The following is an 11,944-nucleotide window of genomic DNA, read 5'->3' as shown; positions in this document are numbered from 1 at the left end:
AGGCGGGGGCTTGATTTTTACAAGCTTTTTAGGCCGCTACCGCCCATACCATCAGCGCAAGCAGCTACTAAAACCGTAGCAATTGCCACTTACTCCGGCGCAATGCCTGCCGCCTGGATGATCTTGCCCCACTTTACCGACTCGTCGGCCTGTACCTTGCGCAGGCCTTCGGGCGTGGTGGTGGTGATTTCGGTGCCGGTGCTCTGGTAGAAGCTGGCGGCGGTGCTGCTCTTGGCGGCCTTGACCAGCAGCTCGTTCAGCCGGGCCACCACCGGCGCGGGCGTACCGGCGGGGGCGTAGGCGGCAAACCAGTAGGTCATTTCGTAGCCTTTGACGCCAGCCTCGCTGATGGTGGGCACATCGGGGGCCAGCGGGCTACGCTGCAGGGTGGACACGCCCAGCGCCTTGAGCTTGCCGCCCTTGACCTGGGGCAGACCGGTGGCCATGTCGGTGATCATCACGTCGATCTGGCCGCCGATCAGGTCGGTCACGGCGGGCGGGTTGCTGCGGTAGGGAATGGCCACGATATAGGCCCCGGCCATTTGCTTGAACAGCTCGCCCGCGATGCGGCTGGACGAGCTGCCCGAGCCGAAGCTGAGTTTGCCGGGCTTGGACTTGGCCAGCTTGACGAACTCGGCCACGGTGTTCACGCCCAGGCTGGGGTTGACCAGCATGATCTGGCCGCCCCGGCCCAGCAGCGTCAGGGGTTCAAAGTCTTTCACCGGGTCGTAGGGCAGCTTTTTGAACAGGTGCTCGTTGGCGGCGTGGGTGGTGTTGGTGGCGATCAGCACGGTGTAGCCGTCGGGCTTGGCCCTGGCCGCCGCCTGTGCGCCGATGAAGGCGTTGCCGCCGGGCTTGTTGTCCACCACCACGCTGACCTTGGCATCCAGCGTGACCGCCTGGGCCAGGGCGCGGGCCAGCAGGTCGGTGGCGCTACCGGCAGCAAACGGCACGATGAAGGTGACGGTCTTGTCGGGGAAGCTCTGGGCCTGGCTGGCGGTGCTGAACAGGGCGGCAGCGGCCATGGCGGCAGCGAGGGTCAAAAGATTGCGGCGCATAAGGTGTCTCGTTTAGTGTTCGGGTTGCAGAAAAACTTGGAGTGCGGGGGGGATTGTCAGGGGCAAATCCAGCAGCCAGTACGACAGGGCCTTGCCGTGGCTGTCCAGGTTCAGCGCACCGTTCACGCCGCCGTCCAGCACCTCATCCAGTACAAAATTCATGGCTTGCAGCGCCGGTAACACGTAGCGTTCCACGGTTTTGGGCTGTTTGTGGGCAAAGTGGGCCGCCACCGCCTGGGCGGTGACCTGCTGCTCCAGCAGGGCGAACAGTTCGGGGCGGTAGGCGATGACGCTGAGATTGGAGCGGTTGCCTTTGTCGCCGGTGCGGCTGTGGGCGGCGCGGTAGAGGGGGAAGGTATCTGTCATGCGGCCTCCAGCAGGGTAAATCCGGTGGGCACCAGGGTGCGGGGTAGCAGGCACGACACCGTGTTCAGCCGCGCAGTGAGCGTGGTGCGCACCCCGCCGCCGCCCGCCGGGCCGCAGGTGTACAGGGCGGTGACTTCGCGGCACAGGCACTCGGCCTGGGCCTTGTCGGCATGGCTGGCGGCCACCCGCAGGCGCACATCTCTCGCTTCGCCCGGCGGCGTATTGGCCAGCAAGCCGCCGCTGTCGTCGGCCAGCACACTCAGCACGCCGATCAGGTCCACCCGCAGCGCCAGTTGCGGCAGGCGCTGGCGCAGCACCTCGGCGGCCAGCCGGGCGCGGCCCTCGGCCCGCGGCCCGGCGTAGGAGATTTCGCCTTCGGCCAGCCAGCCTCCCTCGTAGCAGACGTTGACCTTCAGCGACGCGGGCCGGGCGTGGCCTTGCACACCTTGCAGGGCCACCACGTCGGGGCCGGTCTGGGCCACGCGGGCGGCCGTAATGTCGGCCACCACGTCGGGGGTGAGGTAGGCGGCAGGGTCGTGCACCTCGTACAGCAGTTGTTCTTTCACCGTGGCCAGGCTGACCAGGCCGCCCGTTGCATCGGCCTTGGTGATGCTGCAGCTGCCATCGGCCTGCAGCGTGGCGATGGGATAGCCCACGGTGGCCAGGCCGGGCACGTCTTTGAAGCCGGGGTCGGCAAAGTAGCCGCCGCAGACCTGCGCGCCGCACTCCAGCAAATGCCCGGCCATGGTGGCCGCGCCTAAGCGGGGCCAGTCGTCGCGCGCCCAGCCAAAATGCGCCAGCGCCGGGCCCACGGTGAGCGAGGGGTCGGCCACGCGGCCACACACCACGATCTGCGCGCCCGCCAGCAGCGCGTCGGCAATTGGCTCCGCCCCAATATAGGCATTGGCGCTGACCACCGGGAGGGTGTCAAACATCGGCCCCAACTCGTCCCGCAAAGCGGACTGGTAGGCAGGCCCCGACACGTCATCGCCCCACACCACCGCAATGCGCGGTACGGCCAGGCCCAGCTCGTGTGCCATGCGCTGGATGTGCTGCGCCGCCGCCCGCGGGTGGGCCGCGCCAAAGTTGCTGATGATGCGGATGCCGTGCGCCAGGCAACGCGCCAGCACCGGGCGCAGCAGCGCGTCCAGCAGGGGCTCGTACCCGGCCTGCGGGTCGTTCCTGCGGCGCAACTGGGCCAGGGCCAGGGTGCGCTCGGCCAGGGTTTCAAATATCAGGACCGCCGGGCCACCCTGGGCGACCAGGCTGTCCACCACCGCCTGCGCCGCATCGACCCGGTCGCCGGAGAACCCGGCGGCGCAGCCTATGCGCAAGGGCAGCAGGGGCGGTGGGGAGAGGGTCACAGGGGGCATGGCTGTCTTTCTTGAAAATCAGGGGTCGCCCTCTAATTTACAAGAAAAAATCGGCTTTAACCCAATAAATATAAGCGAGAGCAGCTACGTTAACAATAGCACTCAAGCCCTATGGCATCACCGCATCGCCGCCCAGCGCCAGCACCAGGGTGGCGTGGTTGTTGAACTGGTTCAGGCGGTTCTCGGCCAGGGCGATCTCGGCGTTGCGGCGGGCGGTTTGGGCATCCAGCCAGGGTTTCAGGGCCACGGCACCGGCGCGGTAGCGCACTTCGTACAGGCGCTCGGCCTCGGTGGCGGCCTGCAGCACCTGCGCCAGCAACACGGCTTGCTGGCGGTACTGTTGGCGGGCGGACAAGGCGTTGTCTACATCGCCCAGCGCGGTGTACAGGGTCTGGCGGAAATTGACCACCGCCGCCTCGCTTTGCGCCTGGGCCACCTGGATGTTCAGGTCCATCTCTTTCTGGTTCAAAAACGGCAGGCTGAGGCCCAGGCCCAGGCTGGCCACGGGGTTGCTCAGCAGGTTCAGCAGCGAGGTGCTGGACGTGCCGAGTGCGCCGGTCAGCGTCAAGGCCGGGTAGTAGCTGGCGCGGGTGGCGGCGATGGTCGCGTGGCTCTCGCGCAGGCGCAGCTCGGCGGCGCGCAGGTCGGGGCGGCGGGCCAGCAGCTCGGCGGGCAGGCCAGCGGCCACCTCGGGCAGCGGGCTTTGGGGTAGGGTCTGCGGCTGGGCCGGGGGGCTGCCGGGGGTGGCGTCGAACAGCAGTGCCAGCGCGGTGCTGGCGGCCACGGCCTGCTGCTGCAGGGTGGTGTCGCTGGCCTGCAGGGCCAGCAGGCTTTGCCGGGCCTCGGCCAGCTCCAGCCCGCCCACAGCCCCGGCATTGGCCTGGGCTTGCACCAGCTGCAGGGTTTTTTCGGCGTTGGCAATGTTGCTTTGGTTGGCGGCCCGGCGCTGGTGCAGGTAGCCCAGTTGCCAGTAGAGCTGCGCCGTGGTGCCGACCAGGGCCAGGGCGGTCGCCGCCCGGTCTTGTTCGGTGGCGCGGGCTTCCCACAAGGCCACGTCGCGCTGGCTGCCCAGCTTGTTCCACAGGTCGATCTCGTAGCTTGCGCCCAGGCTGGCACCGCTGCTGCGGGCGGTGCTGGCGTTGCCCTCCAGGGCGCGGCTGGCGCTGGTGTTGAGGCTGCCGCTGAAGTTGGGCCGGTTTTCGGCCAGCCCGGCCTGCAACTGGGCCTGGCGCACCCGGATGGTGGCGGCGGCCAGGTTGTTGTTGCGCAGCAGGGCCTGTTCGACCAGTTGGTTGAGCACCGGGTCGTTGAAGCGGGTCCACCACGGGTCGCTGCCCATGGCCGTGGTGGCGCTGGCGTATTGCCACTGCGCGGGCACCTGGGTGACGGGTGCGGTGTACGGGGTTTGCAGGCTGGCGCAGCCAGAGAGCAATAACGCGTAGAGCAGGGTGGTTTTGGAGTGCAGCATAAACATCATTCGCGGGCCAGGGCCTCGACCGGGTTGAGCTGGGCGGCGTTGCGGGCGGGCAAGAAGCCAAACACCACGCCGATCAGGGTGGAGCAGGCAAAGGCCGCCACCATGGAGTTGGTGGAATAGACCATCTGGAAGCTGGTGCCCAGCAGGCTGAAGCCCCAGCCGATGGCCAGCGACAAGGCAATGCCCAGCAGCCCACCCACCAGGCAGACCAGCACGGCTTCGATCAGGAACTGCTGGCGGATGTCGCTCTGGCGCGCCCCCACGGCCATGCGCACGCCGATTTCGCCGGTGCGCTCGGTGACCGACACCAGCATGATGTTCATCACCCCGATGCCGCCCACCACCAGCGAGATCAGCGCGATGGCCGAGATCAGCAGGGTCAGCACCTGGGTGGTGCTTTCAATCGTCTGGCGGATGGTGTCGGTGTTGAGCACATAGAAGTCCGTCACGCCGTGGCGCTGTTTGAGCAGGCGGGTGACCCCGGCCTCGGCGGCCTTGGACGAGGCATCGTCGCTGACGCGCACGGTGATGGAGCGCAGGTAGGCCTGGCCCAGCACCCGGCGCATGGCGGCGGTGTAGGGGATGTAGACGTTCAAGGCCTCGGCATTGCCAAAGCCGGATTCGCTTTTCTGCGCCACACCCACCACTCGAAACGGCACGCTGCCCAGCAATACCACCTGGCCCACCGGGTTGGGGTTGGTGGGGAACAGCTGTTTGCGGCTGTTGTCGTCGATCACCACCTCTTGCGCCAGATTGGCAATGCTGGCGGCATTGAAAAAGCGCCCCTGGGCCAGCTTCACGCCCTTGACGCGGAAGTACTGCTCGCCCACGCCATTGATGTTGCCGGTCACCGCCACATTGCCAAAGCGCAGCGTGGCCGAGCTGGAGACGGTGGGCGTGACGCTGTCCACGTACACCTGCTGGGCCAGCGCGTCGGCATCGGCCGGCACCAGGGTGCGCACCCGGCCCGCGCGCTGGTCGCCAAAGCCGGTGCCGGAAAAAACCTCGATGGTGTTGGTGCCGATGGAGCTGATGTTCTTCAGCACCTGCAGCCGCGAGCCCTCGCCCAGCGCCACCACCGACACCACCGAGGCAATGCCAATGATGATGCCCAGCATGGTCAAAAAGCTGCGCAGCGGGTGCGCGCGCAGGGCCAGCACGGCCATGCGGAAGGCCTCGGTGAAGCGGCCCCAGGCCGCCGCCCAGCCTGCGTGGCCCGCAGGGGGCGCGGGCAAGGCGGGGGCGGCACGGGGGGGCTGGGTTTGGCGGTCGGCAATGATCTCGCCGTCGCTGATCTCGATGATGCGCTGGGCGTGTTCGGCCACCTGCATGTCGTGCGTCACCAAAATGATGGTGTGGCCCTCGGCGTGCAGTTCCTGCAGGATCTTCATCACCTCGGCACCGCTGTTCTTGTCGAGCGCGCCGGTGGGCTCATCCGCCAGGATCACGCTGCCGCCGTTCATCAGCGCGCGCGCAATGCTCACCCGCTGCTGCTGGCCGCCGGAGAGCTGGCCGGGCTTGTGGCGCATGCGGTCGGCCATGCCCAGGCGGCCCAGCAGGGCGGCGGCGCGCTCGTGGCGGGCGGCGCTGTCTTTGCCTGCGTAGATGGCGGGCACTTCCACATTGCCCAGCGCGCTCAGGTCGCCCAGCAGGTGGTAGCGCTGGAAGATGAAGCCAAAGTGTTCGCGCCGCAGCTCGGCCAGCGCATCGGCATCCAGCTGGCCGGTTTCACGCCCGGCCACGCGGTAGGAGCCGGTGGTGGGCCGGTCCAGGCAACCCAGGATGTTCATCAGCGTGGACTTGCCCGAGCCGGAGGCCCCGACGATGGCGATCATCTCGCCCGCACGGATCTGCAGGTTCACGTCTTTCAGGACGGCAATGGTTTCCTCGCCTGCCGGGAACTCGCGCCGCAGGGCGGTGATTTCCAGCAGCGGGCTGGCGGCGGTGGTGTCCATGCTCACAGCCCCGGGGGCGGGCGCATGCGGGTGCTGCCCGTGCTGCTGCCCGTGGCACTGGCGGCAGACGCTTCGCCCACCACCACGCGGTCGCCCACGGCCAGGCCGTCCAGAATCTGGGCGTTGACGTTGTTGTTCAGGCCCACCTTGACGCGGCGCGGCGTGGCCTGGCCCGCGCTGTCTACCACCCGCACGGTGCTGCGGCCCTCGCGGTCGCGTTCGCCCAGCGCGGCCGACGGGATGCTCAGCACCTGCTTGGCTTCGCTGAGCACGATGTTGACCTGCGCCGTCATCGAAATCCGAAGCAGGCCCTCGGGGTTGGGCACGTCGAGCAGGCCGTTGTAGTAGATGGCGCTGGCACTGGTGGTGGTGGTGGCGGCGGTGGTTTCGGTGAGGATGGAGTCGGGCGCGGGCTCCACCGTGCGCAGGGTGGTGGTGTAGCGCTTGTCGGGCGCGCCGAGGATGGTGAAGTAGACCTTTTGGCCCGGCTTGACGCGCACCACGTCGGCTTCGGAAATCTGCGCCTTCACGGTGATGGTGTCCAGCCGCGCCAGCTTGATGATGGTGGGCGTGCTCTGGTTGGCGTTGACCGTCTGGCCCTCCTGCGCCACCAGGGCCACCACCACACCGTCGATGGGGGCCAGAATCTGCGTGTAGCCAAGGTTTAGCCGCGCGGTGCTGACGGCAATCTGGGCCTGGGTGATCTGCGACTGCGCCGCGCCGACCTGGGCCCGGGCGGTTTGCAGGGCGGCATCGGCGGCTTCGAAGGTGGCGCGGGCGCTGGCATCGGCGGCCAGCAGGGTTTTCTCGCGCTGGTAGGTCAGTTCGGCCTGTTTGAGCGTGGCTTTCTGCACCAGCAACTGGGCCTGCACGTTGGCCAGCGCGGCCTCGGTGGTGCGCAGGTTGTTTTGCTGGGTGAGCGAGTCGATTTCTGCCACCAACTGGCCTTTTTTGACGGTATCGCCCAGCGCCACCTTGAGTGACTTGATCTGCCCGGAAGCCTGCGCGCCCACGCTCACCTGCTTGAAGGCCTGTACCGTGCCGGTGGCCAGTACCGCCTGCTCCAGATCGGCCAGGGCGGCGGTGGCAGTCACAAAGTCGGGCTTTTTGGCGGCGGGGAAAAACAGCAGCTTGGTGGCGACGGCCACCACCAGCAGGGCCAGGGCCAGGAGGGCATAACGCAGAATTTTGTGCTTGGGCATGGGGTGGTGGAGAAGGGATGCTGGAAAAAAAGCCAGTGCCCACTTTACATAAGCCACCGGTCGCGGGAATAGCAGCGCGGCAAAGCCCTTGTAAAGCTGGGTGGCCTAAGTGCTTACCCGCACCCGGTCGGCAAATACAGAACGGTGTCGCAATTTGACCAGTGCCGCGTCGATCTTGTTCCAAGATGCTGGCTTGCTGGCCCCTCGTGAGGAGCTGCGCAAGTCCCCCACATTCCATTGGCAAACAAGGAGACAAAACCCATGTCAAGCAACCGAGGTGTCGTATACGTAGGCCAGGGCCACGTCGAGGTGCAATCCATCCCGTTCCCCAAACTCCTCAACCCGCTGGGCCAGGCGGCAGAGCACGGCGTGATTCTGCGCGTGCTGACCACCAACATCTGCGGCTCCGACCAGCACATGGTGCGCGGCCGCACCACCGCCCAGTCCGGCCTGGTGCTGGGCCATGAAATCACGGGTGAAATTGTGGAACTGGGCCGCGATGTAGAGACCCTCAAAAAGGGTGACATCGTCTCCGTGCCCTTCAATGTGGCCTGTGGCCGCTGCCGCACCTGCAAGGAGCAGCACACCGGCGTGTGCCTGAACGTCAACCCCTCGCGCGCAGGCGGTGCCTACGGCTATGTGGACATGGGCGGCTGGATCGGCGGCCAGGCCGAGTTTGTGATGGTGCCGTACGCCGATTTCAATCTGCTGAAGTTCCCTGACCGCGACCGCGCGATGGAAAAAATCCGCGACCTGACCTGCCTGTCCGACATCCTGCCCACCGGCTACCACGGCGCAGTGACCGCCGGGGTCGGCCCGGGCAGCACGGTGTACGTGGCCGGTGCCGGCCCGGTCGGCCTGGCGGCAGCCGCCTCGGCGCGCCTGCTGGGTGCGGCGGTGGTCATCGTGGGCGACGTGAACCCGGTGCGCCTGGCGCATGCGCGCAAGGTGGGCTTCGAGACGGTGGACCTGTCGCAAGACGTGACGCTGGCCGACCAGATCGCCGCCATCCTGGGCACGCCCGAGGTCGATAGCGCCATCGATGCCGTCGGCTTCGAAGCCCGGGGCCATGGACACGCCGGTTCGCAAGGCGAAGCCCCTGCCACCGTGCTGAATTCGCTGATGGAAATCACCCGCGCCGCGGGCAAGATCGGCATCCCCGGTCTGTACGTGACGGACGATCCAGGTGGTGTGGACAAGGCCGCCAAGAGCGGCGCTTTGAGCCTGCGCTTCGGCCTGGGCTGGGCCAAGTCGCACAGCTTCCACACCGGCCAGACCCCGGTGATGAAGTACAACCGGGCGCTGATGCAGGCGATTTTGTGGGACCGCATCCACATCGCCGACATCGTGGGTGTGCAGGTCATTACCCTGGACCAGGCCCCCACCGGCTACGCCGAGTTCGATGCTGGCGTGCCGAAGAAGTTTGTCATTGACCCGCACGGGCAACTGGCCACGGCGTAGTTCTTAAAATGGCGGGTGCTATGCTTTAAGTAGCTGCTCTCGCCCATTCCATCAGCGCTAGAGGCCCAAAAGGCTTAAAGACCTCGAATCATGAACCCCCGCAGCGTCGCCGCCCGGGGGTTTTTGCCTTCAGTCTCCAAATTCGTCGCCGAGTTCGCGGGCGCGGTGCTTGGCGGCGTGCACGGCACGCATGATGATGTTCTTGATGCCGTCCTGCTCCATCGAGGTGATCGCAGCAAAGGTGGTGCCGCCTTTGGAGGTGACGCGCTGGCGCAAAATTTCGGGCGGCTCTTTGGACTGGCGGGCCAGGGCGGATGCGCCCACAAACGTGCCCACCGCCAGCTTGTGCGCCTGGTCGCGGCTCAGGCCCATGTCGGCACCGGCCTGGGTCATGGCTTCGATGAACAAGAACACATAGGCCGGGCCGGAGCCGGACAAGGCCGTTACGGCATCCAGCTGCACTTCTTCGCCCACCCAGAGGGTTTCGCCGGTGGCGGCCAGCACTTTGTCGATCAGCTTGCGGTCGGCTTCCGACACGGCGGGCCGGGCGTACAGGGCCGTCATGCCTTTGCCGATCAGTGCCGGGGTGTTGGGCATGGCGCGCACGATGCGGTCGGTGCCCAGCCAGTGGGCGATGCTGTCGCTGCGGATGCCCGCGGCCACGCTCAGGTGCAGCGCGTTCTTGGTGTGGAAGCGGGATTGCAGTGCCGCGTCCTTGAACATCTGCGGCTTCACGGCCCACACCACGGTGCGGGCCTGGTCCAGGGCCGGGCCGGGCATTTCCTGGGCGGTAATGGCAAAGTCGGCCAGCAGCTTGGCGCGCGCGTCGGCCCAGGGCTCCACCACCACAATGCGGTTGGCGGGCACGCCTTTTTTGACCAGCCCGCCAATGATGGCGCTGGCCATGTTGCCGCCGCCAATGAAGGCGATCTGGTCGTGCGCCGCACTGGGGCTCCGGCTGCCAAAGCTGGACAGCTCCCCCGTTTGGGAAGTCGAGAAATTGGACGCTCCAAAGTTGGAAGCGCTGGGTCGGTTCGGTGCCATGGGAAGTCCAGAAATGCGTGTAGAGAAACTATTTACCGTTGATGCCCAGCAGTTCCACTTCGAACTGCAGGGTCGCATTGGCCGGAATTACGCCGCCCGCGCCGCGTTCGCCATAGGCGATGGCCGGGGGGCAGGTGAGTTTGGCCTTGCCGCCGACCTTCATTTTCTGCACGCCTTCGGTCCAGCACTTGATCACGCCGTTTAGCGGGAACTCGATCGGTTCGTTGCGTTTGTACGAGCTGTCGAACTCCTTGCCGTCGAGGAAGGTGCCGCGGTAGTGCACCTTGACCTTGTCCGTGGCACTGGGGCTGGCACCGGTGCCGTCTTTCAGGGAGCGGTACACCAAGCCGCTGGGGGTGACGGTGGCACCGGGCTCTTTGGCGGCCGTGGCTGCGTCATTGGTTTGGGCCCAGGATGCGGTAGAGGCAAGCAGGCAGAACGCGGCGGTGGTCAGGGCAAATTTCACGGAAGACTTTCGGGATGGGATTGGATTCCTTCCATTATTGCGGTTTCTGGTGGGGTCTTTGCGGCAGCGTCCCCAAAAAGGGGGATGGCGCAGTTACCGTGTGCGGCAGGAGCTATATATTTAATAGCGCATAAGATGGGTGAATGCCCTGTTCACCGTAAAGGAAACTTCTATGTCTTCGTTCCAGTTGGATCTTTTGGTGGTAGGTGGCGGCAGTGGTGGCGTGCGCGCCGCCCGCATGGCGGCCCAGCGCGGTGCCCGGGTGGCGCTGGCCGAGGTGGGGGCCCTGGGCGGCACCTGCGTGAACGTGGGCTGCATTCCCAAAAAGCTCTACAGCTTTGCGGCGGGCTATGCCGAGGCCTTTGAAGAGGCTGCCGGCTTTGGCTGGCAGGTGGCGCACCCCACGTTTGACTGGGCGCGGCTCAAGGCCAACCGCGCCACCGAGATCACCCGGCTCAATGGCATCTACCGCCAGCTGCTGGTGGGCGCGGGCGTGCAACTCATCCCCGGCTGGGCCACCTTGGTGGACGCGCACACGGTGCAGGTGGGCGGGCAAACGTACACCGCCGAAAACATCCTGCTGGCCACTGGCGGCACCCCTACCGTGCCCGGCATTCCGGGGGGCGAGCACGCGGTGGTGTCGGACGCAATGTTCGACCTGGACCCCTTCCCAAAGCGCCTGCTGGTGGTGGGAGGGGGCTATATCGCCTGCGAATTTGCCTCTATCTTCAACGGCCTGGGGTCCCAGGTCACCCAGGTCTACCGGGGCACGCAGGTGCTGCGCGGCTTTGACGACGACGTGCGCCATTTTCTGGCCCAGGAAGTGCGCAAGGCCGGGGTCGATCTGCGGCTGGAATCCGACGTGGCCAGCATCCTGCACACGCCTGCCGGGCTGGAAGTACGGCTGGTCGGCGGTGAGACCCTCACGGTGGACCAGGTGCTGTACGCAATTGGCCGGGTGCCGAATGTGCAGGGCCTGGGCCTGGAGGCGGCGGGCGTGGCGCAGGGCAAAGACGGGGCCATTGAGGTCAACGCCCACTACCAGACCTCGGTGCCCAGCATCTACGCGCTGGGCGACGTGACCGCCCGCATCCAGCTCACTCCGGTGGCGCTGGGCGAGGCGATGGTGCTGGTCGACCATTTGCTCGGCCCCAAACCCGGCAAGGCTGCGCGGCAGATGGATTACGAGCTCATCCCCACGGCGGTGTTTACCCACCCCAACATCGGCACCGTGGGCCTGTCGGAAGCGGCGGCGCGCGAGCGGTTTGGCCAGGTCAGCATCTACCGCAGCGAATTCAAGGCCCTGCGCCATACGCTGAGCGGCAGTACCGAGCGCACGCTGATGAAGCTGGTGGTGGACGATGCCACCGACCGTGTGGTCGGGCTGCACATGGTGGGTGCCGACGCGGGCGAGATCGTGCAAGGCTTTGCCGTGGCCATGAAGGCCGGGGCCACCAAGGCGGTGTTTGACAGCACCATCGGCATCCACCCCACGGCAGCCGAAGAATTCGTCACCATGCGTGAACCCACTGCACAATAGGT

At 66.5% G+C, this 11,944-nt stretch carries 10 protein-coding genes; 2 read left to right on the top strand and 8 right to left on the bottom strand.

Annotated elements, in window-relative coordinates:
* Positions 1-89: 89 nt before the first annotated feature.
* From AB3G31_RS21525 to AB3G31_RS21500, 6 genes are all read right to left on the bottom strand, one after another.
* Entirely contained in the window at positions 90-1,058 is a 969-nt protein-coding gene (locus tag AB3G31_RS21525; RefSeq protein WP_367848080.1) for a Bug family tripartite tricarboxylate transporter substrate binding protein, read from the bottom strand.
* A 12-nt stretch (positions 1,059-1,070) separates the two neighbouring features.
* A complete protein-coding gene (locus tag AB3G31_RS21520; protein WP_367848079.1) occupies positions 1,071-1,424 on the bottom strand; it encodes a hypothetical protein in 354 nt (117 codons plus the stop codon).
* A complete protein-coding gene (locus AB3G31_RS21515; RefSeq protein WP_367848078.1) occupies positions 1,421-2,797 on the bottom strand; it encodes an acyclic terpene utilization AtuA family protein in 1,377 nt (458 codons plus the stop codon). Before AB3G31_RS21515 ends, AB3G31_RS21520 begins: the two co-directional genes overlap by 4 nt.
* A gap of 109 nt (positions 2,798-2,906) precedes the next feature.
* Positions 2,907-4,265, bottom strand: a complete 1,359-nt coding sequence (locus AB3G31_RS21510) for an efflux transporter outer membrane subunit (protein WP_367848077.1) — start codon at positions 4,263-4,265, stop codon at positions 2,907-2,909.
* A 5-nt stretch (positions 4,266-4,270) separates the two neighbouring features.
* Positions 4,271-6,229, bottom strand: a complete 1,959-nt coding sequence (locus AB3G31_RS21505) for a MacB family efflux pump subunit (protein WP_367848076.1) — start codon at positions 6,227-6,229, stop codon at positions 4,271-4,273.
* Positions 6,230-6,231: 2 nt separating this feature from the next.
* Positions 6,232-7,431, bottom strand: coding sequence for an efflux RND transporter periplasmic adaptor subunit (locus tag AB3G31_RS21500; protein ID WP_367848075.1), 1,200 nt, complete (start codon positions 7,429-7,431; stop codon positions 6,232-6,234).
* Positions 7,432-7,692: 261 nt separating this feature from the next.
* On the opposite strand from AB3G31_RS21500, the gene fdhA reads away from it, so the two are divergent.
* Complete coding sequence (gene fdhA, locus AB3G31_RS21495) at positions 7,693-8,892, top strand: formaldehyde dehydrogenase, glutathione-independent (RefSeq protein WP_367848074.1); 1,200 nt, start codon at positions 7,693-7,695, stop codon at positions 8,890-8,892.
* A gap of 129 nt (positions 8,893-9,021) precedes the next feature.
* On the opposite strand, the gene proC is transcribed toward fdhA, so the two are convergent.
* Entirely contained in the window at positions 9,022-9,936 is a 915-nt protein-coding gene (proC, locus tag AB3G31_RS21490) for a pyrroline-5-carboxylate reductase (protein WP_367848073.1), read from the bottom strand.
* A 28-nt stretch (positions 9,937-9,964) separates the two neighbouring features.
* Entirely contained in the window at positions 9,965-10,369 is a 405-nt protein-coding gene (locus AB3G31_RS21485) for an FKBP-type peptidyl-prolyl cis-trans isomerase (protein ID WP_367850398.1), read from the bottom strand.
* A 205-nt stretch (positions 10,370-10,574) separates the two neighbouring features.
* Between AB3G31_RS21485 and gorA the strand changes: the two genes are divergently transcribed.
* Positions 10,575-11,942 carry a glutathione-disulfide reductase gene (gene gorA, locus AB3G31_RS21480; RefSeq protein WP_367848072.1) on the top strand — a complete coding sequence of 456 codons (1,368 nt, stop codon included), beginning with the start codon at positions 10,575-10,577 and terminating at the stop codon, positions 11,940-11,942.
* Positions 11,943-11,944: the final 2 nt, after the last annotated feature.

The sequence above is a fragment of the Rhodoferax sp. WC2427 genome, from assembly GCF_040822085.1.
Classification (GTDB): domain Bacteria; phylum Pseudomonadota; class Gammaproteobacteria; order Burkholderiales; family Burkholderiaceae_C; genus Rhodoferax_B.
This window is presented reverse-complemented; position numbering and strand designations above follow the sequence as displayed.